At 65.2% G+C, this 19,160-nt stretch carries 19 protein-coding genes; 18 read left to right on the plus strand and 1 reads right to left on the minus strand.

Annotation, left to right across the window (positions count from 1 at the left end; genetic code table 11):
- Positions 1 to 188 precede the first annotated feature (188 nt).
- The 14 genes from IP92_RS30465 (at position 189) to IP92_RS13465 (ending at position 16,582) form a co-directional block, all read left to right on the plus strand.
- On the plus strand, positions 189 to 941 hold the full coding sequence (locus IP92_RS30465; protein ID WP_229418753.1) for a PEP-CTERM sorting domain-containing protein: 753 nt from the start codon (positions 189 to 191) through the stop codon (positions 939 to 941).
- Between the two features lie 127 nt (positions 942 to 1,068).
- A complete protein-coding gene (locus IP92_RS13405; protein WP_158206704.1) occupies positions 1,069 to 1,830 on the plus strand; it encodes a PEP-CTERM sorting domain-containing protein in 762 nt (253 codons plus the stop codon).
- Between the two features lie 160 nt (positions 1,831 to 1,990).
- Positions 1,991 to 4,816: a motility hub landmark protein FimV gene (locus tag IP92_RS13410; protein WP_229418754.1), complete on the plus strand. Its 2,826-nt coding sequence runs from the start codon at positions 1,991 to 1,993 to the stop codon at positions 4,814 to 4,816.
- Between the two features lie 79 nt (positions 4,817 to 4,895).
- Complete coding sequence (truA, locus tag IP92_RS13415) at positions 4,896 to 5,720, plus strand: tRNA pseudouridine(38-40) synthase TruA (protein ID WP_145875603.1); 825 nt, start codon at positions 4,896 to 4,898, stop codon at positions 5,718 to 5,720.
- 10 nt (positions 5,721 to 5,730) lie between these two features.
- Positions 5,731 to 6,405, plus strand: coding sequence for a phosphoribosylanthranilate isomerase (locus IP92_RS13420; RefSeq protein ID WP_145875605.1), 675 nt, complete (start codon positions 5,731 to 5,733; stop codon positions 6,403 to 6,405).
- Between the two features lie 39 nt (positions 6,406 to 6,444).
- A complete protein-coding gene (gene trpB, locus IP92_RS13425; RefSeq protein WP_145875607.1) occupies positions 6,445 to 7,686 on the plus strand; it encodes a tryptophan synthase subunit beta in 1,242 nt (413 codons plus the stop codon).
- Positions 7,687 to 7,802: 116 nt separating this feature from the next.
- The gene (gene trpA, locus IP92_RS13430; RefSeq protein WP_145875610.1) at positions 7,803 to 8,600 is read left to right on the plus strand and encodes a tryptophan synthase subunit alpha; all 798 of its coding nucleotides are present in this window, start codon (positions 7,803 to 7,805) and stop codon (positions 8,598 to 8,600) included.
- A gap of 242 nt (positions 8,601 to 8,842) precedes the next feature.
- Positions 8,843 to 9,715, plus strand: coding sequence for an acetyl-CoA carboxylase, carboxyltransferase subunit beta (gene accD, locus IP92_RS13435; RefSeq protein WP_145875612.1), 873 nt, complete (start codon positions 8,843 to 8,845; stop codon positions 9,713 to 9,715).
- A 118-nt stretch (positions 9,716 to 9,833) separates the two neighbouring features.
- Positions 9,834 to 11,120: a bifunctional tetrahydrofolate synthase/dihydrofolate synthase gene (gene folC / locus IP92_RS13440; RefSeq protein ID WP_145875614.1), complete on the plus strand. Its 1,287-nt coding sequence runs from the start codon at positions 9,834 to 9,836 to the stop codon at positions 11,118 to 11,120.
- 11 nt (positions 11,121 to 11,131) lie between these two features.
- On the plus strand, positions 11,132 to 12,109 hold the full coding sequence (locus tag IP92_RS13445) for an SPOR domain-containing protein (RefSeq protein WP_145875616.1): 978 nt from the start codon (positions 11,132 to 11,134) through the stop codon (positions 12,107 to 12,109).
- Positions 12,110 to 12,140: 31 nt separating this feature from the next.
- Entirely contained in the window at positions 12,141 to 12,629 is a 489-nt protein-coding gene (locus tag IP92_RS13450) for a CvpA family protein (RefSeq protein WP_145875618.1), read from the plus strand.
- 39 nt (positions 12,630 to 12,668) lie between these two features.
- The gene (gene purF, locus IP92_RS13455; protein WP_145875620.1) at positions 12,669 to 14,192 is read left to right on the plus strand and encodes an amidophosphoribosyltransferase; all 1,524 of its coding nucleotides are present in this window, start codon (positions 12,669 to 12,671) and stop codon (positions 14,190 to 14,192) included.
- A gap of 312 nt (positions 14,193 to 14,504) precedes the next feature.
- Positions 14,505 to 15,746 (plus strand): cystathionine gamma-synthase family protein, encoded by a 1,242-nt coding sequence (locus tag IP92_RS13460; RefSeq protein WP_145875622.1) that lies wholly within the window; start codon positions 14,505 to 14,507, stop codon positions 15,744 to 15,746.
- A complete protein-coding gene (locus IP92_RS13465; protein ID WP_145875624.1) occupies positions 15,743 to 16,582 on the plus strand; it encodes a hypothetical protein in 840 nt (279 codons plus the stop codon). Before IP92_RS13460 ends, IP92_RS13465 begins: the two co-directional genes overlap by 4 nt.
- Positions 16,583 to 16,585: 3 nt before the next feature.
- On the opposite strand, the gene lexA is transcribed toward IP92_RS13465, so the two are convergent.
- Positions 16,586 to 17,251 carry a transcriptional repressor LexA gene (gene lexA / locus IP92_RS13470; protein ID WP_145875626.1) on the minus strand — a complete coding sequence of 222 codons (666 nt, stop codon included), beginning with the start codon at positions 17,249 to 17,251 and terminating at the stop codon, positions 16,586 to 16,588.
- A gap of 260 nt (positions 17,252 to 17,511) precedes the next feature.
- Here lexA and rpsF point away from each other — a divergent pair, with 260 nt between their 5' ends.
- The 4 genes from rpsF to rplI are packed head-to-tail and all read left to right on the plus strand — an operon-like array spanning position 17,512 to position 19,010.
- The gene (rpsF, locus tag IP92_RS13475; RefSeq protein ID WP_145875628.1) at positions 17,512 to 17,895 is read left to right on the plus strand and encodes a 30S ribosomal protein S6; all 384 of its coding nucleotides are present in this window, start codon (positions 17,512 to 17,514) and stop codon (positions 17,893 to 17,895) included.
- Between the two features lie 15 nt (positions 17,896 to 17,910).
- Positions 17,911 to 18,231: a primosomal replication protein N gene (priB, locus tag IP92_RS13480; RefSeq protein WP_145875938.1), complete on the plus strand. Its 321-nt coding sequence runs from the start codon at positions 17,911 to 17,913 to the stop codon at positions 18,229 to 18,231.
- A gap of 1 nt (position 18,232) precedes the next feature.
- Positions 18,233 to 18,523 carry a 30S ribosomal protein S18 gene (gene rpsR, locus IP92_RS13485; protein WP_107143310.1) on the plus strand — a complete coding sequence of 97 codons (291 nt, stop codon included), beginning with the start codon at positions 18,233 to 18,235 and terminating at the stop codon, positions 18,521 to 18,523.
- 34 nt (positions 18,524 to 18,557) lie between these two features.
- Positions 18,558 to 19,010: a 50S ribosomal protein L9 gene (gene rplI / locus IP92_RS13490; protein WP_145875630.1), complete on the plus strand. Its 453-nt coding sequence runs from the start codon at positions 18,558 to 18,560 to the stop codon at positions 19,008 to 19,010.
- Positions 19,011 to 19,160: the final 150 nt, after the last annotated feature.

A 19,160-nucleotide genomic window follows, 5' to 3' on the forward strand; every position in this document is an offset into this window, starting at 1 on the left:
AGTCGAGCTTGGGTGACAGCGCGTTTTCATGACATATGAAACGTCGAAACCTCGGCTGATAACAGGGCAGCGTGCAGAATGCAACTGTCGTGGCGACGAGACAGGGCGCCCCACCTGGCGCCCCCGCTCCCGTGCTGTCGCCGAAGAATGATAGGCTTTGTTTTCTTATTGATAACATAGGGGAAAACATGAAATTCATCGCCGCCGCAGGCCTGGCAATGGCCGTGCTGTACAGTCCCGTTCGCGCCGACACTGTCGCCAGCGCCATGCTGACCTTTTACCGGTACGAACTGGTCGACCTCGATCCGAACGACGGTATCACGCCGTCGATCACCCTCGGCAACGAGCGGCTGGGCGTGGAGCTGGCGGTCGCCCCCTATCTGGGGGCCGAACCGGTCGAGTACGTACATTTCGGCGAGCCCGGACTAGGCGTCGGGATAGCGGGCGGGGCGGGCGACTCCAATGGGGGCTCGATTTCCCATCCGGACTACATGAATTCCGATACCTTTGTCGGTAACTCGGGCTACGTCAGGGCAAAGGGGCTGTGGGAGGCGGACTATACGCTCAGCGCCAACACGAAGCTGGTCTTTACCGGGCAAGCGCAAGCGTGGTTGAACGCCTCCAACCCGCCGGCAGGCGACTATTTCGCGGCGGCCACCGTGGCAGTCCAGTTCGCCAATCCGGACGTCGGACCTGCGCTGCCGTTCTATTCCCGCACAGTCTCGACGCTCGATCCGACCCGCTTCGAAGAGATGCTGATGGTAGAGCTCGTCAATGACTCCGACCTCGCGCTGAGCTCGCACTTGAGCGTGTGGGTCGAGACCGAGGGCAGCGTCACGGCTGTCCCGGAACCGGCCACCTGGCTGATGCTGGGCGCCGGCCTCGCGCTGACGAGGACGCTGGCCCGCCGCCGCGCATCCCGGGGAGCCGCGGCAGCTTGAGGACGGGTCGCTGAAGCACAAGACTTCGATATGCCGGGTTTGCCCGGCATTTTCTTTGCTTTCAAAATGGTAATTTTAATGTTATTGTGGCATCTCTGTTTTCTTACTGATAATTATAAGGATGCCCATGAAACGCCTTGCCACCATTGCCGTCCTCGGCGCCGCGCTGACCGCCGCTTTCGCCAGCCCCGCCGCCCATGCCGCGACGTCCGTCGCAACGCTGTCCGGCCTGCACGTCGCCATCATCGACCTGACGCCCGACGATGGCGTGGCCCCGTCGCTGACGTTCATGTCCACGGGTGGCCTCGTTTCGGCAGGCGTCGGCACGGCGGGCGGAATGGATACCGTCACCGACTTCCTCCGATCCGGCAATGTGACGGCGCATAACGCCATCGGCGGCACGGCCTCCGTCGCCGCGCTGTACGAGGGCCAGGTACAGGCGATGGGCAGCGTCGGCAACTACGGTGACTTCATCTCGCAGAGCTGGCTGTACAGTAACTTCACGCTGGGCGCGAACACGCAGCTGGTGCTGACCGGTCACGCTTCCCTCGGTACCGACTTCGCAGCGGGCAACCCGAACAACGTGGGCAGTGCCTCGGTCTACATCGAGATTGTCGACGACCAGGACGGTGGCGGCATCAGCCTGATGGAGACGTATTCGAACGAAGTGACGTCCTATACGGCCGGGCCGGTGGGCGCGAACGACGACTTCACGCTGACGTTCACGAACGCATCCGCCAACGCGCTGCTCGCCCGCATGACGCTGTCGGCGCATGCCGAAGGCCTCGTATCGGCCGTGCCGGAACCGTCGACGTGGCTGATGCTGGGCGCCGGCCTCGCGCTGACCGGCACGCTGGCACGCCGCCGCCGCGCGCAACAGGCAAACTGAGCCTTTCCATAGAGGGGCGCCCCGCTCCGGGGCAAAGCTTGCATGCTCACGGGCATGATGTTATGTTGAGACGTCTGGGAGTGCCACCAGGGCTCCCGTTGCCAACTTAACACCACAGAATATGCCCGTACAAAAACGCTCCAGGGTCGCATCAATCGCGTTGTCTGCATTGGCCAGCGCCGTCATCGGCGCGGCTGTTCTCCCGGCGGCCCATGCCGCCGGCCTCGGCAAGCTCACCGTGCTGTCCGCCCTGGGGCAGCCGCTGCGCGCCGAGATCGAGCTGACAGCCGTGGCGCCCGAGGAAGCGGCGGACCTGGCGGCCAAGCTGGCGCCGCCCGAAGCGTTCCGCGCCGCGAACATCGAATTCAACCCGGCGCTGTTGAACCTGCGCTTCGACGTCGAGAACCGTGCGGGCCGCCAGTTCATCCGCGTCACGTCCACACAGCCTGTCAACGAGCCGTTCGTCGACATGCTGCTCGAGCTCACCTGGGCCAACGGCCGTCTGGTGCGCGAGTACACCTTCCTGCTCGATCCCGCCGAGATGCGCGGCACGCAGGCACCGCAGGTGGCGGCGCCCGCCGACGTGGGCCGTGCCGCAGCGCCGGCGGCCGCGGCGCCGCAGCGCCCGGCCGCGACCGAAGCGCCGCGCCGCGCCGGGGCCCCGGCCGCCGACGAGGGCGACCGCAAGGTGCGCGTGAAACGGGGCGATACGTTGTCCGGCATCGCCAGCGACATCAAGCCCGCCGACGTGTCGCTGGACATGATGCTGGTCGCGCTGTACCGCGCCAATCCGGAAGCGTTCAGCGGCAAGAACATGAACCGGCTGAAGTCCGGCCGGATCCTGTCGGTGCCCGCTGCGGACGCCGTGCGCGCCACCGACCGCGCCGAGGCGCGCGGCATCGTCGTCGCCCATGCGGCCGACTTCAACGCCTACCGCGCCAAGCTGGCCGGCCAGGTCGAGTCGTCGACGCCGGCCAAGGCCACCGAGCCGCAGCAAAGCGCGGCCGGCAAGATCACCGCGAAGGTCGAGGAACGCCCGAACGCCGTCAACGAAGCGAAAGACCAGCTGAAGCTGTCGAAGGCCGGCGAAGCGTCCGGCAAGGCGGGGCAGGGCGGCACCGAGGACAAGATCGCGAAGGACCAGCAGGTGGCCGATGCGGCCCAGCGCGTGAAGGAGCTGGAGAAGAACGTCAGCGACCTGGAAAAGCTGATGGCAGTGAAGAGCCAGGCCGGCGCCGAGGCGCAGAGCCGCGTGCCGGAGCTCGACGCGAAGGGCCAGCCGGCCGCGCCGCAGCCGATGGCCGAGCAGCCGAAGCCCGCCGCACCCGCCGCCACTACGACGCCGGCCAAGCCCGCGGCAGTACCGGCGGCGCCGGCACGGCCGGAGCCGGGCATTGGCGACTTCCTGATGGAGAACATCCAGGCCGTCGGCGTCGCGCTGGCCGCGCTGCTGGGCGGTGCCGCGCTGATCCTGGCACGCCGCCGCAAGGCGAAGGAAGCGCTGGTCGTGCGCGAGGACACCGTACCGGCGGCCGAGCCGGGCGCGCAGGCGCTGTATGCGGAGGCGGGCGGCCAGAGCGTCGACACCAGCAACAGCGTCTTCAATTCGAACTTCGCGCCGTCGGCAAGCCAGCTGGACACGAACGAGGTCGACCCGATCGCCGAAGCGGACGTCTACATCGCCTATGGCCGCGATGCCCAGGCCGAGGAGATCCTGAAGGAAGCGCTGCGCGCGCATCCGGAGCGCCATGCGGTGCGCCTGAAGCTGCTCGAGATCTATGCGAACCGCAAGGACCTGCGCGCATTCGAAGGGCAGGCGAACGAGCTGTTCGCGCAATCGCGCGGGCACGGTGATGAATGGGCGCAGGCCGCCGCGCTGGGCCGCTCGATCGATCCGAACAACCCGTTGTATGCGGAGCAGGGCGGGGCCGGCACGTTTGCCGCCGCCGCTGCCGCGACCGGCGCCGCGGCCTATGCCGCCGAAGAAGCGACCCGCGTGACCGATTTCTCGGCCGCGCTGGACGATGCGTCGCGTGCCCGCGCGCAGGACGACGGGCTCGACCTGGACCTGGACCGCGAAGCGGCGGCACCGGCCGCCGTCAACGCGGTGGACTTCGATTTCGGCGATACGACGGCCGTGCCGCACGCACCGGCTCCCGCGGATGCGCTGGCGGACTTCGACTTCAGCGACGAAACATCGGAAGCGACGGCGCATCCCGTGGCGGAATCGGCTGCGGAGCCGGCAGCGCAAGCGCCGGCGCAGCCCGCCGCGCCTAAGGTCGCCGATGCGGGCGACGCGGATCACTTCCTCGATTTCGACCTGGGTGGCCTCAGCTTCGAGCCGTCCGCACCGCCGCCGCCGGCCACGCCGGCCGGCACGGCGAACGACATGGACTTCGACCTGCCGGAACCGACGAAGGCGCAAAGCACGTCCGGCGCCGACACGGCGATGGACTTCGACCTCGACCTGCCCAGTGTGGACAAGGCCGGCACGACGGCCCAGGAAACGTCGGCCGACCCGCTGGCCGAGCTGGACCTGATGGACTTCGACCTGCCGGCCTCGGTGCCGCCGGGCGGCACGGCGGCGCAGCCCACGGCCGAACCGGCGCTGGCCGTGGACGAGCAGGACTTCGCGCTGCCGGACCTGCCGCCTTCCGAACCGCCGGCGGCCGCACCGCCGCCGCCGGAATTCGACCTGTCCGGCATCGACCTGGACCTGGACGAAACGACAGCCTCGCAAGCTGCTGCGGCTGAACCGGCTGCGGCCGAAACTGCCGCCACATCTGCTGCCACACCGGCTGCCCCGGCAGCGTTGACGCCGCAGCAGATGGAGATGGACACGAAGCTGGACCTGGCGATCGCCTACCAGGAAATCGGCGACAAGGAAGGTGCGCGCGAGCTGCTCGACGAGGTGATCCGCGGCGGCAGCGACGACCAGGTCGCACGCGCGAACCAGATGCTGGCGCTGCTGGCGCTGCTGGGCTGAGGCGGCGGGCCGCGCACCGGCCCGGTACGGCCGCTGCGCGTATAATCCGTCGCTTTGCAAAATCACACTCGGGCAGGAATTGAAACGCATCGCATTGGGCGTCCAGTACAACGGCGCCGACTGGCAGGGATACCAGGTGCAGCCGCACGGCCTGACCGTGCAGGACAAGCTGGAGCAGGCGATCGCGCAGTTCGCGTGCGTGCACATCGGCACCACGTGTGCCGGGCGCACCGACGCGGGCGTGCATGCGCTGGGCCAGGTCGTCCACTTCGACACCGATGTGCAGCGCGAAATGCATGCGTGGGTCCGTGGCATCAACGCATTCCTGCCCGATTCGATCGGCGTGCGCTGGGCCAAGGAGCTGCACGACGTGGTGCCATACGGAGAGCCGCGGTTCGATGCGGACCACGATTTTCACGCCCGCTTCTCGGCACGCTCGCGCACTTACCACTACCTGCTGTACAACCACGCCGTGCGCGCGCCGCTGCTGGCGGGCCGCGCCGGCTTCACGCATCGGCCGCTCGACGTCGAGCGGATGCGCAAGGCCGTCCAGCCGCTGCTGGGCAAGCACGATTTCTCCGCGTTCCGCGCCGCCGGCTGCCAGGCGAAGACGCCCGTGAAGGACATGTACGCGATCAACATCGAACGGCATGGCGACATGATCCTGTTCACGCTGCGCGCCAGCGCGTTCCTGCACCACATGGTGCGCAACATCGTCGGTGCGCTGATCTACGTGGGTCAGGGCCGCGAGGGCACGCAATGGCTGGGCGAGCTGCTCGATGGCCGCGACCGCACCCGCGCCGCGCCCACCTTCATGCCGGACGGCCTGTACCTGGCGCAGATCGAATACGACGCCAAGTGGGCGCTGCCGGTGGAAACGCCGCGCATCCTGCCCGCGTTCTGAAGGAATCATCATGCACCGTACCCGCATCAAGATCTGCGGCCTGACCCGCGAAGAGGATGTCGCGGCCGCTGTCGCCGACGGCGCCGATGCCGTCGGCTTCGTGTTCTACCCGAAGAGCCCGCGCTACGTGACGCCGGCGCGCGCGGCCGAACTGATCGCCACGCTGCCGCCGTTCGTGATGCCGGTCGGGCTGTTCGTCAATGCGTCGGCCGACGAGGTGGCCGAGACGGCGCGCGTCGCCCCTGTCGCGCTGCTGCAGTTCCACGGCGACGAGACGGCCGCGCAGTGCGCTGGCGCGGCCGCGGCGGCGAACCGGCCGTTCATGCGGGTGTTCCGGGTAAAAGGGGACACGGCGGGCAGCGAGCTGCTAGAATACGAGGCACAATGCCGCGCGTCCTCGCACCTGTTTGCGGGACTCTTGCTCGACACGTTTGTCGATGCCTATGGCGGTGCAGGAAAGGTGTTCGATTGGTCTCTCATTCCAAAAGATCTCGCGCCTCGGGCCGTTTTAAGTGGTGGCTTGAGCGTGCAAAATGCGACTGGCGCGGTGGCGCAGGTACGCCCTTACGCGGTTGACGTCAGCAGTGGCGTCGAGGCCGCGAAAGGGATCAAGGACGCCAGCCTGATCGCGCAATTCATCGCCGCGGTCAGGGCCGGCGACGCCATTTCCGGGAACGACGCGTAATATCACGCTGCGGCGTTCCCGTATCGAAGGAACGCCATCATGACCCAGAATTTGCCTCACCACACTCCGCTGTTTCACGCCCAGGATTACCAACTCCCCGACAGCACGGGCCATTTCGGGCCATACGGCGGCTCGTTCGTTGCCGAGACGCTGACGCACGCATTGGCCGAGCTGAACGAGGCCTATGCCCGCTACAGCAAGGACCCCGAATTCCTCGAAGAGTTTCGCTACGAGCTGAAGCACTTCGTCGGCCGCCCGTCGCCGATCTACCACGCCAAGCGCTGGTCCGAGATCGCCGGCGGCGCGCAGATCTACTTCAAGCGCGAAGACCTGAACCACACGGGCGCGCACAAGATCAACAACGTGATCGGCCAGGCGTTGCTGGCCAAGCGCATGGGCAAGCCGCGCATCATCGCCGAGACGGGCGCCGGCCAGCACGGCGTCGCCACGGCGACGATCTGCGCCCGCTTCGGGCTCGAATGCGTCGTCTACATGGGCTCCGAGGACGTCAAGCGCCAGGCGCAGAACGTCTACCGGATGAAGCTGCTGGGCGCGACCGTCGTGCCCGTCGAATCCGGCTCGAAGACGTTGAAGGACGCGCTGAACGAAGCGATGCGCGACTGGGTCACGAACATCGAGAACACGTTCTACATCATCGGCACGGTGGCCGGCCCGCACCCTTACCCGATGCTGGTGCGCGACTTCCAGTCCGTGATCGGCGAGGAGTGTCTCGTGCAGATGCCGGAGATGGCGGGGCGCCAGCCGGACTACGTGCTGGCCTGCATCGGCGGCGGCTCGAACGCGATGGGCATCTTCTACCCGTACATCGATCAGAAGGAGACGCAGCTGATCGGCGTCGAGGCGGCCGGCGAGGGCCTCGACACGGGCAAGCACGCGGCATCGCTGACGAAGGGCTACCCGGGCGTCCTGCACGGCAACCGCACCTACCTGCTGCAAAGCGACGACGGCCAGATTATCGAGACGCACTCGGTGTCCGCCGGCCTGGACTACCCGGGCGTGGGCCCGGAGCACGCGTGGCTGAAGGATTCCGGCCGCGCGCAGTACGTGTCGATCACGGACGAGGAAGCGCTGCGCGCCTTCCACGACTGCTGCCACATCGAAGGCATCATTCCGGCACTGGAATCGTCGCACGCGCTGGCCTACGCCGCAAAGCTGGCGGCCACGCTGCCGAAGGACAAGATCGTGCTGGCGAACCTGTCCGGGCGGGGCGACAAGGACATGCATACGGTTGCGGAGCGGATGGGGCTGAAGTTCGGCTGAGGCCCGCTTTCTTAACGCAGTTGTCGTCAATCCTGACCCCAATGCAAAACCTGGGGTCAGACCCGCCGGGTCTGACCCCTGCCTCTGCCGTTGGGGTTCTTCAAGCAGAGAACAAAATGTCCCGTATCGCCCAAACTTTCGACGCGCTGAAAGCGCACAACAAAACCGGTCTCGTGACCTTCATTACCGCCGGCGATCCGTCGCCCACACTGACGGTGCCGCTGCTGCACGCCCTCGTGGCGGGCGGCGCCGACGTGCTGGAGCTCGGCGTGCCGTTCTCCGACCCGATGGCCGAAGGGCCCGTGATCCAGCGCGCATGTGAGCGCGCACTGGCCAACGGCGTCGGCATCCATCAGGTGTTCGAGTACGTGCGCGAGTTCCGCGAGACCAACCAGCATACGCCCGTCGTGCTGATGGGCTACGCCAATCCGATCGAGCGGATCGGCGCGGATGCCTTCATCGAACAGTCGCGCGCCGCTGGCGCCGACGGCGCCATCATCGTCGACTACCCGCCCGAGGAGTGCGAGGAATTCGCCGTCAAGATGCGTGCGGCGGGCCTCGACCTGATCTTCCTGCTGGCACCGACGTCCACCGAGCAGCGCGTGCAGCAGGTCGCGCGCGTCGGCAGCGGCTTCTCGTACTACGTGTCGCTGAAAGGCGTGACGGGGGCGGGCCACATCGACACGACCGAAGTGGCCGCTCGCATCGCCGCGATCCGCCAGCACGTCAGCCTGCCGATCGGCGTCGGCTTCGGCATCCGCGACGGCGCGACGGCGAAGGCGGTGGCCAGCGTGGCCGACGCCGTCGTCATCGGCAGCCGGATCATCCAGGAAATCGAAGCAAGCGACCCGGCCGAAGCCCCCGCCGCCGTGCAGCGCTTCGTCGCAAGCATCCGCAGCGCGCTGGACGAGTAAGCGCTAACGGATGAGTTCGTGTCCACCCTGGGGTCAGACCCGGACACGAGACACGAGCTGATCCGTATGACAGCCGAGCCTGTGTCCTGTCGGGGTCTGACCCCAGCAGGACACGAACTCAGCCATAGCTGGAAGCCGCATGAAATCTCACGTGCGTGCGGAAAGTTGTCATTCCTGAATGTTCGACACGGCTGGCATAAACGGCTACACTGCGCCCCTAAGTCAGAGCAACAGGAGAATTTATGAGCTGGTTGGAAAAACTGCTTCCCCCGCGTATCCAGCGCTCGGAAGCCGCCGCCCGCAAGACGATGCCGGAAGGGCTGTGGGTCAAGTGCCCGTCCTGCGAGGCCGTTCTGTACCGTACCGATCTCGAGTCGAACCTGCATGTCTGCCCCAAGTGCGACCACCACATGCGCATCCGCGCCCGCGAGCGCCTCGATGCGCTGCTCGACGCCGGCGGCCGCTATGAAATCGGCCAGGAAACGCTGCCGGTCGATTCGCTGAAGTTCAAGGACAGCAAGAAATACCCCGACCGCCTGAAGCAGGCGATGGAAGCCACCGGCGAGACCGATGCGATGATCTGCATGGGTGGTTCGATCATGAGCCTGCCCGTTGTCGTCGCGTGCTTCGAATTCGAATTCATGGGCGGCTCGATGGGTTCCGTCGTCGGCGAACGCTTCGCTCGCGCGGCCCAGGTGGCGCTCGAGCAGAAGGTGCCGTTCATCTGCATCACCGCCACCGGCGGTGCGCGGATGCAGGAAGGCCTGCTGTCGCTGATGCAGATGGCGAAGACGACGTCGATGCTGACCAAGCTGTCCGAGAAGAAGCTGCCGTTCATCAGCGTGCTGACCGACCCGACGATGGGCGGCGTGTCCGCGTCGTTCGCGTTCATGGGCGACGTCGTGATGGCCGAGCCGAAAGCGCTGATCGGCTTCGCCGGCCCGCGCGTCATCGAGAACACCGTGCGCGAGAAGCTGCCGGAAGGCTTCCAGCGCAGCGAGTTCCTGCTGACCAAGGGCGCGATCGACATGATCGTCGACCGCCGCAAGATGCGCGAGGAAATCGCCCGCCTGCTGGCGCTGCTGCAGAACCAGGCCGCGGAAGTCCTGGCGTAAGCGCACGGCGCCGCCAACCACCGCAAGCCCGACGGGGCCGGCTCTGCAAGGGGCCGGCCCCGCGTTTCATTCCGGCGCGCTACAATGCCGCCTTCGCCGATTTTTGCCGAGAAGCCGTATGTCCACCCCGACCACCTTGCCCGCATGGCTCGCGCTGCTCGAGTCGCGCCACGCCGAAACCGTCATCAACATGGGCCTCGACCGTGTGCACGCCGTGAAGGAGCGCATGCAGCTGCGGTTCACGTGCCCCGTCATCATGGTCGCGGGCACCAACGGCAAGGGCTCCACGTGCGCGATGCTCGAATCGATCCTGCTGCGCGCCGGCTACCGCGTCGGCCTGTACATCAAGCCGCACTTCCTCGACTTCAACGAGCGCGCCCGCATCAACGGCGACCTCGCCACCGATGACGTGCTGGTGGCCGCGTTCGATGCCGTCGAGGCGGTGCGCGGCGATACCCCGCTGACGTACTTCGAGTTCACGACGTTGGCGATCATGCACCTGATGAGCAAGTCGAAGCTGGACGTGGCGATCCTCGAGGTGGGCCTGGGTGGCCGCCTGGACGCCGTCAACGTCGCCGATGCGGACGTATCGATCGTCACCAGCGTCGACATCGATCACGTCGACTACCTGGGCGGCACGCGCGAACAGATCGGCTTCGAGAAGGCCGGCATTTTCCGCCCTGGCAAGGCGGCGATCTGCAGCGACCCGGTGCCGCCGCAGTCGCTGATCGACCATGCCAGCGCGATCGGCGCGGACCTGTGGCTGATGGGCCGCGACTTCAACTACGCCGGCGACAAGCAGCAGTGGAACTACGGCGGCCGCTCGATGCGCCGCAATTCGCTGGCTTACCCGAGCCTGCGCGGCGCCAACCAGCTGCTGAACGCATCGGCCGCGCTGGCCGCGCTGGAAGTGCTGAAGAACGAATTGCCGGTCGGCGCGCAGGAAGTGCGGCATGGCCTCGTCACCGTCGAGCTGCCGGGCCGCTTCCAGGTGCTGCCGGGCCGTCCGACCGTGATCCTGGACGTGGCTCACAATCCCCACGCGGCATCCGCGCTGAACCAGAACCTGGGCAATATGGGCTTCCATCCGTACACGTTCGCCGTGTTCGGCTCGATGCACGACAAGGACATCGATGGCGTGCTGAAAGCCATCGGCGGCTCGATCGATCACTGGTGCCTGACGAACCTGCCGTCCCCGCGCGCGGCCAGCGCATCGGAACTGGCCGCGAAGGTGCAGGCAATTGTGCCGGACCCGCATGAAAAGACAGTCAACGTCTTCGATACCCCCGCACAAGCTTTTGCGAATGCAACGAGCCGAGCCGGCGAGAATGATAGAATTGTGGTCTTTGGATCGTTCCTCACGGTCGCCGGCGTGATGGCCGCCCGAAAATCCTCTCTACACTGACGAACACACGCATGGGCTTGTTCTCGAAATTCGGAAAAAACAAGCAGCAGTCCACTGAAGACAGCGGCTACTACCGCGCCGCCGACGACCGCGCCCTGACGGAGCGGGCGAGGTCGAAGCGCGCGTCCAGCGAGGCGGGCGCGGTGCCCGGCGCCGCCCGCCGTTCCCGCAAGGATGCGCCCGACCCTGTGCTGCCCGAAAAGAAGCGGGCACGCCGCCGCCTCGTCGGCGCGATCGCGCTGGCGCTGGCTGTCGCGATCGGCCTGCCGATGGTGCTCGATTCGGAGCCGAAGCCGCTCGCGAACGATATCGCGATCCAGATCCCGTCGAAGGACAAACCGTCCGACGCGCCAGCCGAGGCCGCGCCCGCCGCCGCCGAGACGAAGCCGCGCCAGGCCGATGCGCTCGACCAGAGCGAGGAAATCGTCGAGCCGGCCGATGAGCCGAAGGAGCCCGTGAAGGTTGCCGCGCGCGAGGTCAAACCGGCCATTGCGGCGGAGCCAAAGCTTGCCGAGCACAAACCGGAACCGAAGGCCGAGTTCAAGCCCGAACCGAAGCCGGAGCCGAAGCATGAGGTGAAACCGGAGCCGAAGAAGGAGCCGGAACCGAAGAAGGTCGCGGAAGCGAAACCCGAGCCGAAGAAGCCCGAGGTCAAGCCGGAAGCGAAGGAAAGCAAGCCGGAGCCGAAGCACGAAGCAAAGCCGGACGATGCTTCCCGTGCGTTGGCGATCCTGGAAGGCAAGCCCGCCGCGGCCCCCGCCGATGGGGGCCGCTACGTGATCCAGGTGGCCGCGCTGTCCGCCAAGGACAAGGTGGATGAGCTGCAGGGCAAGCTGCGCGATGCCGGCATCAAGTCGTTCACGCAGAAGTCGCCCACTGGCGACCTGACCCGCGTGAAGGTGGGCCCGTTCGGCAGCCGCGAAGAGGCGGAAAAGGCCAAGGCGAAGCTGCAGAAGATCGGGCTGTCGGGCAGCCTGATCCCGGCCTGATGGTGTCTGACGCTGTGACGATCCGGGCGCTGTGACGATTTTCGATTACATCGTGTTGTTCGTGCTGGTCGCCTCCGTGGTCATCAGTACGATGCGGGGGCTGATTAAGGAAGTCCTGTCGCTGCTGGGCTGGATCGTTGCCTTCGTTGTCGCGAATGCCTATGGCGCGGCGCTGGCGCAGATGCTGCCGGCCATCGTGCCGGGCGAGGTGATCCGCCTGATCGTGGCGTTCCTGGCGCTGTTCATCGGCGTGCGCATCCTGATGGGATTGCTGGCGATGGCCGTGTCGGCGCTGATCGAAGCGGGCGGCCTGTCGGTGGCCGACCGCGGCCTGGGCGGCCTGTTCGGCCTGGCGCGCGGACTTGTAATCGTGCTGGCGGGTGTCATATTGTGCGGGATGACGTCGATCCCGCAGCAGGACTTCTGGCGCCACGCGATGCTCAGCCCGATGGCCGAGAGCGGCGCCCGCACCGTGAAACCTTTTCTGCCCGCTGCCCTGGCGCAGCACGTGCAATTTTAGAATTCGTTAAATCCGTAGCACCCTGTTCAGGAGCGCATTATGTGTGGCATCGTCGGCGTCGTTTCCCATCAACCTGTCAACCAGCTGCTGTATGACGCGCTGCTGCTGTTGCAACACCGTGGCCAGGATGCGGCAGGCATCGCCACCAACCACAGCAGTATGTTCTCGATGCACAAGGCAAACGGCCTCGTGCGTGACGTGTTCCGCACCCGTAACATGCGTTCGCTGATGGGCAACTCCGGCATCGGCCACTGCCGTTATCCGACGGCCGGCTCGTCGTCGGAAGAGGAAGCGCAGCCGTTCTACGTCAACGCACCGTTCGGCATCACGCTGGCCCACAACGGCAACCTGACGAACTGGGAACAGCTGAAGCAGGAGATGTTCAAGAACGACCGCCGGCACATCAACACGGACTCCGATTCGGAAGTGCTGCTGAACGTGCTCGCGCACGAGATCATGAAGGCCACGACGGGCTATTCGCTGGAGCCGTCGACGCTGTTCGAAGCCGTGACGGTGCTGAACCGCCGCGTGCGCGGCGGCTACGCGGCCGTTGCCCAGATCGCCGACGTGGGCCTGCTGGGCTTCCGCGATCCGTACGGCATCCGCCCGCTGTGCTACGGCATCAATGAAACGGAGCAGGGCACGGAGTACATGCTGGCGTCCGAGTCCGTTGCGCTGGAAGGCGCGGGCTTCCGCTTCGTGCGCGACGTGAAGCCGGGCGAGGCCGTGTTCATCGACGCGGAGAACCACCTGCACAGCCAGATGTGCGCGGACAATCCGTCGCTGAACCCGTGCGTGTTCGAGTACGTGTACCTGGCGCGGCCGGACTCCGTCATCGACGGCGCATCCGTCTACAGCACGCGCCTGAAGATGGGCGAGTACCTGGCCGAGAAGATCAAGCGCGAAGGCCTGGCCGACGACATCGACGTCGTGATGCCGATCCCCGATTCGTCGCGCCCCGCCGCGATCCAGCTGGCACTGCGCCTCGGCAAGGAATACCGCGAAGGCTTCATCAAGAACCGCTACATCGGCCGCACCTTCATCATGCCGGGCCAGGCGCTGCGCAAGAAATCCGTGCGCCAGAAGCTGAACGCGATCGGCGACGAGTTCAAGGGCAAGAACGTGCTGCTGGTCGACGACTCGATCGTGCGCGGCACGACCAGCCGTGAGATCGTGCAGATGGCACGCGACTCGGGCGCGAAGAAAGTGATCTTCGCCTCCGCCGCGCCGCCGGTGCTGTACCCGAACGTGTACGGCATCGACATGCCGACCCGCGACGAGCTGATCGCCCACGGCCGCACCGTCGAGGAAGTGTGCAAGGAAATCACGGCGGACGCACTGGTCTACCAGGACCTGGAAGACCTGAAGAAATCGATCTCCGACGTGAACCCGGCGCTGACGAGCTTCGAGGCATCGTGCTTCGACGGCAAGTACATCACGGGCGACGTCTCGCCCGAATACCTGGACCGCATCGAGCACGCCCGCCACAACCCGAAGGCAAAGGGGGCCGAGGACGCGGCGCGCACGCAGCTGAACCTGAACGCTGCGACGACCGAGGCATAACTAACGGGCTCCTGACGGAGCCCTTTTCTTTCCTAAAACGGGGTAGACCCCGATTTCGAGAAACATTTCCAAAATCCGGGGACCAAAATCCGGGGACTGTCCCTCGATTCAGGAAACATTGCCAGAAACGAGGGACAGTCCCCTGTTGTAAAACAACCGAAAAAGTTGGGGCGCGGCACGGATTCCGACGGTTAAACCTTCCCGCTCCCTCTGGCTGATCGATGTTTCCAAAATCGAGGGACTGTCCCCCGATTCAGGAAATATTTCCAAAATTGAGGGACAGTCCCTCGTTGTAAAACGACCGAAAAGTTTATGAGCGAGAAAAAGAACTACGGATTCACGACGACGATCCTGCATGGCGATCGGCAGAAGACCATCGAGCACGGGTCGCTGCACAAGCCCGTCCATACTTCCGTCGCGTTCGGCTATACGGATGCGCGGCAGCTGGCGTCGGTGTTCCAGGGCCGCGAGCCGGGCTTCCGGTATGGGCGGCAGGGCAATCCGACGGTGTCGGCGCTGGAGGAGAAGGTCAACAAGATGGAGGGCGGCGTCGCCACTCTGTGTTTCGCCACCGGCATGGGCGCGATCGGCGCCGTGTTCCAGGCGCTGCTGCGTGCCGGCGACCACGTCGTGTCGTCGTCGTTCCTGTTCGGGAACACGAATTCGCTGTGGCAGACGGTGGCCGGGCAGGGCGTCGGCGTCGATTTCGTCGATGCGACCGATATCGCGAACGTCGCCGCGGCGCTGAAGGACAACACGCGCATCGTGTTCGTCGAGACGATCGCCAACCCGCGCACGCAGATCGCCGACCTGCGGCGCATCGGCGAACTGTGTGCCGAGAAGGGCATCCTGTACATCGTCGACAACACGATGACGACGCCCTACCTGTTCCGCCCGAAGGCGGTCGGCGCGGGCCTTGTCGTCAATGCGCTGACGAAGTCGATCGCCGGCCACGGCATCGCGCTGGGCGGCAGCCTGACCGATACCGGCGCCTACGACTGGAGCCGCTACCCGAACATCTTCGAGAACTACAAGAAGGCGGCCCCAAGCATGTGGGGCATCACGCAGATCCGCGCGAAAGGCTTGCGCGACTTCGGCGCGTCGCTGGGCCCGGAGGCCGCGCATCACATCGCCGTCGGTGCCGAGACGCTGGCGCTGCGCATGGAGCGCACCTGCGCCAATGCCAAGGCCCTCGCTGAGATGCTGGAAGCTGATCCGCGCGTCGCCGCCGTCCACTATCCGGGCCTGCCGTCGCACCCGCAGCACCGGATCGCGGGCGAGCTGTTCAAGTCGTACGGCTCGCTGTTCAGCTTCGAGCTGAAGGACGGCATCGATTGCTTCGATTACCTGAACCGGCTGAAGATCGCCATCCCCGCGTCGAACCTGGGCGACACTCGCACGCTCGTGATCCCCGTCGCGCACACGATCTTCTACGAGATGGGGGCGGAGCGCCGCGCATCGATGGGGATCGCCGAGTCGCTGATCCGCGTCTCCGTCGGCATCGAGGATACGGCGGACCTCGTCGACGACTTCAAGAGCGCGCTGGACGCATGATCGGCCGCGCGTTCGTCGTCGCCGCGTTGTTCGGCGTGACGACCGCGCGGGCCGAGGTATCCGTGCCCGTCGCGCTGGAGAAGGGCATCCCCGTCGCCCAGCTGACGATCGCCGGTGCGACCTATCCGTTCACGTTCGACATCGGCTCCGGGCGCACCGTGCACCTGACGCGCGAGGTGATGGCGGCCATTCCCGGCTTGAAGCTCACGGGACGCAAGGTGCAAAGCTCCGACCTGACGGGCAAGGTGCGCGACGAGGAGGAGTTCGTGATTCCCGATCTCGTCATCAACGGCGTGTCGTTCGGCGAGGTGACGGGTGTGTCCCATGAGCCGTGGGGCCTGACCATCGGCGAAGGCGCGGGGCCGCCGCCGCATTCGGTCATCGGCCTGGCATTGTTCGAAAAGCAGCCGTTCGTGTACGACCAGAGCCGGCTGGAGCTGCGCTTTGGGACACCGCTGGCGTTGGGGAAGGAGTGGCACCCGATGTCCCACGAACGGGCGCATGAGGGTATCGTGATGACGCTGTCGAACCCGCGCGGGAAATACCGGATGGTGTTCGACACGGCCGCCAACCTGTCGCTCGTCAAACCGCAGTCGGTGCAGGCGCAGGGCGACCAGACGGCCAAGTGCGACCTGTTCGGCCCGGCCCGGCCATGCGAGTACGTCGGCGTGGCGCTGGAAGGCGGTGTCCCGCTGAAGGCTTACCTGATGCCGTTGCCGGACCGCTTCGCGGCCGACGGCATCCTCGGCGCCGACTTCTTCCAGGCCTACGGGGTGTATATGGACCTGGCCAACCGCACCGTGGCGCTGAAGCCCGCCAGGCCGGCGGCTAAATAACGCTCAGTGCCAGGCGCGCACGAGCCCCACAGCCAGGCCTTCCAGCGCGAACTCGTCTTCTTCCGGGCGCACGGTGATCACCTTGAAGTCCGGATTCTCCGGCAGCAGTTCGATCGTCGAGCCGGTACGGCGGTAGCGCTTCACGGTGACTTCGCTGCCGATCCGCGCAACGACGATCTGGCCGTTCTTCGCGCTGTCCACTTTCTTCACGGCCAGCAGGTCGCCGTCCATGATGCCCACGTCGCGCATCGACTCGCCGCGCACCTTCAACAGGTAGTCGGGCTTGGCGGAGAACAGCGCGGGGTCGACGCTGTACGTCGTCTCCAGGTTTTCCTGCGCCAGCATCGGCGAGCCGGCGGCCACGCGGCCGATCAGCGGCAGTTGCATCAGCAGCGGGGCCGGTACGCGCGGCAGCGGCTCCAGGTCGGCCACGCCGGCCGACGACGTGGCGGGCCGCTCGCCCAGCAGGCGGATGCCACGCGACGTGCCCGCCGTGATCTCGATGGCCCCTTTGCGCGCCAGCGCCTTCAGGTGTTCCTCGGCCGCGTTGGCCGATTTGAAGCCCAGCTCGGCGGCGATCTCCGCGCGGGTGGGCGGGAAGCCGGTATTGTCGATGGCATCCCTGATCAGGTTGAGAATTTGTTCCTGCCGTGCGGTGAGCTTGATCATGGTGCGAAGCAAAGTGCTGTGGATATAGACAGTCTGTATTTTTGTACAGTGTCAGAGGGAATGCAAGGGGAAATGATGAAAAGAGCGAAATATTTCCTGGAAAATGGTGTCTGACACCATTTTTCACCCGGCGCGCACCGATTCCAGGCTGGTGGCTAGCTAGCAATTGGCCAAAAATCCTGCTATGCTTGCGGGCTTACCTCTTCCCACACCTGTCTTGACGCCAGGGTGGGCTATCAACAGTCCTTAAGGGAGTTTGCATGCGTCACTACGAAATCGTATTTATCGTCCATCCGGACCAAAGCGAGCAAGTGCCCGCGATGATCGAACGTTACAAGACCAGCGTGACCTCGCGCGGCGGTAACGTGCACCGCGTGGAAGATTGGGGCCGCCGTCAAATGGCGTACTCGATCCAGAAGCTGGCCAAGGCTCACTACATCTGCATGAACATCGAGTGCGACAACGACACTCTGGTCGAACTGGAAACCGCGTTCAAGTTCAATGATGCCGTGCTGCGCCACCTGACCGTCAAGATGAAGAAAGCGGAAACCGCTCCTTCGCCGATGATGAAGTCGGTCCAGCGTGAAGACGCCGCCAAGAGCCACCGCGCTGAAGCCGCGGCCGCTCCGGCAGCCGCAGCCTAAGACACAGGATTCTTGCTGAACGAGCTGAGTTTCACCGGCCTGATCGCCGAGCGGGAAGTCATCCGCTACACGCCCGCCGGGCTGCCGATCGTGAATGCAGTATTGCAGCACAGTTCGCAGCAGGTCGAGGCAGGCATCGCCCGACTGACCGAGTTCGAGATCGCCGCGGTTGCCGCGGGGGAGATTTCGGGCCGCTTCAGCCAGGCGCCGCTGGGAGGAGCTTATGAATTCTCGGGCTTCCTCGCCAGAAAAAGCCGCAACAGCAAGAGCCTGGTATTTCACATCATTGATTTTCGTGCCGTCCAGACGACACAATATTTAGATACAGGAGCCTAAAATGGCATTCGGTAAAAAGTTCGATAAAAACAAAGCTAAGCTGAAAGAAAAGCGCAAACAGCAGAATCCGCTGTTCAAGCGTAAGAAGTTCTGCCGCTTCACCGCCGCTGGCGTTGAACAAGTCGATTACAAAGACGTCGACACGCTGAAGGACTTCATCCAGGAAAACGGCAAGATCATGCCGGCACGCCTGACCGGCACGAAGGCGCACTACCAGCGTCAAGTGGACACCGCGATCAAGCGCGCACGCTACCTGGCCCTGCTGCCGTACACCGATCTGCACCACGCCTAATCGGCAGCAGTACAGATAGAACCTGGAGAACATTATGCAAATCATTCTGCTGGAAAAAGTTATCAACGTCGGCAACCTGGGCGACGTGGTGAAGGTCAAGGACGGTTACGCACGTAACTTCCTGATCCCGCAAAAGCTGGCACGCCGTGCCACGACCGCAGCTGTGGCCGAGTTCGAAGCCAAGCGCGCCGAACTGGAAAAAGCTGCCGCTGAAAAGCTGGCCGCTGCACAAGCCCAGGGCGACAAGCTGAGCGGCATGACCGTGACCGTGTCGCAGAAGGCCGGCGTCGACGGCCGTCTGTTCGGTTCCGTGACCAACTACGACATCGCTGAAGCGCTGACGAAAGCTGGCTTCGCTGTGGAAAAAGCTGCCGTGCGCATGCCGACCGGCCCGCTGAAAACCGTGGGCGAGCACCCGGTTTCCGTGGCACTGCACACCGACGTCGTGGTCGAAGTGACCGTGGCCGTCGTGGGCGACGCTGCGTAATCCTGCACACGGAATCTTTTCCGCGTCAGGACTGTCGTATACATTGAAAAAGCCGGGTTCGCCCGGCTTTTTTATTGCTGCAGCCCAGCGCGCATGCGCCTGATGGTTGCATGCGACATTGCTTCTGATTATGAACTTTGCCCTGCGGTT

The organism is Pseudoduganella flava (assembly GCF_007830495.1).
GTDB lineage: Bacteria > Pseudomonadota > Gammaproteobacteria > Burkholderiales > Burkholderiaceae_D > Rugamonas > Rugamonas flava.

Coding starts and splice junctions, on each gene's coding strand:
- IP92_RS13445 (WP_145875616.1), top strand. CDS start 11,132: ATGGGCTTGTTCTCGAAATTCGGAAAAAACAAGCAGCAGTCCACTGAA.
- IP92_RS13405 (WP_158206704.1), top strand. CDS start 1,069: ATGAAACGCCTTGCCACCATTGCCGTCCTCGGCGCCGCGCTGACCGCC.
- accD (WP_145875612.1), top strand. CDS start 8,843: ATGAGCTGGTTGGAAAAACTGCTTCCCCCGCGTATCCAGCGCTCGGAA.
- IP92_RS30465 (WP_229418753.1), top strand. CDS start 189: ATGAAATTCATCGCCGCCGCAGGCCTGGCAATGGCCGTGCTGTACAGT.
- folC (WP_145875614.1), top strand. CDS start 9,834: ATGTCCACCCCGACCACCTTGCCCGCATGGCTCGCGCTGCTCGAGTCG.
- IP92_RS13465 (WP_145875624.1), top strand. CDS start 15,743: ATGATCGGCCGCGCGTTCGTCGTCGCCGCGTTGTTCGGCGTGACGACC.
- IP92_RS13460 (WP_145875622.1), top strand. CDS start 14,505: ATGAGCGAGAAAAAGAACTACGGATTCACGACGACGATCCTGCATGGC.
- rpsR (WP_107143310.1), top strand. CDS start 18,233: ATGGCATTCGGTAAAAAGTTCGATAAAAACAAAGCTAAGCTGAAAGAA.
- trpB (WP_145875607.1), top strand. CDS start 6,445: ATGACCCAGAATTTGCCTCACCACACTCCGCTGTTTCACGCCCAGGAT.
- rplI (WP_145875630.1), top strand. CDS start 18,558: ATGCAAATCATTCTGCTGGAAAAAGTTATCAACGTCGGCAACCTGGGC.
- purF (WP_145875620.1), top strand. CDS start 12,669: ATGTGTGGCATCGTCGGCGTCGTTTCCCATCAACCTGTCAACCAGCTG.
- rpsF (WP_145875628.1), top strand. CDS start 17,512: ATGCGTCACTACGAAATCGTATTTATCGTCCATCCGGACCAAAGCGAG.
- trpA (WP_145875610.1), top strand. CDS start 7,803: ATGTCCCGTATCGCCCAAACTTTCGACGCGCTGAAAGCGCACAACAAA.
- lexA (WP_145875626.1), bottom strand. CDS start 17,251: ATGATCAAGCTCACCGCACGGCAGGAACAAATTCTCAACCTGATCAGG.
- IP92_RS13420 (WP_145875605.1), top strand. CDS start 5,731: ATGCACCGTACCCGCATCAAGATCTGCGGCCTGACCCGCGAAGAGGAT.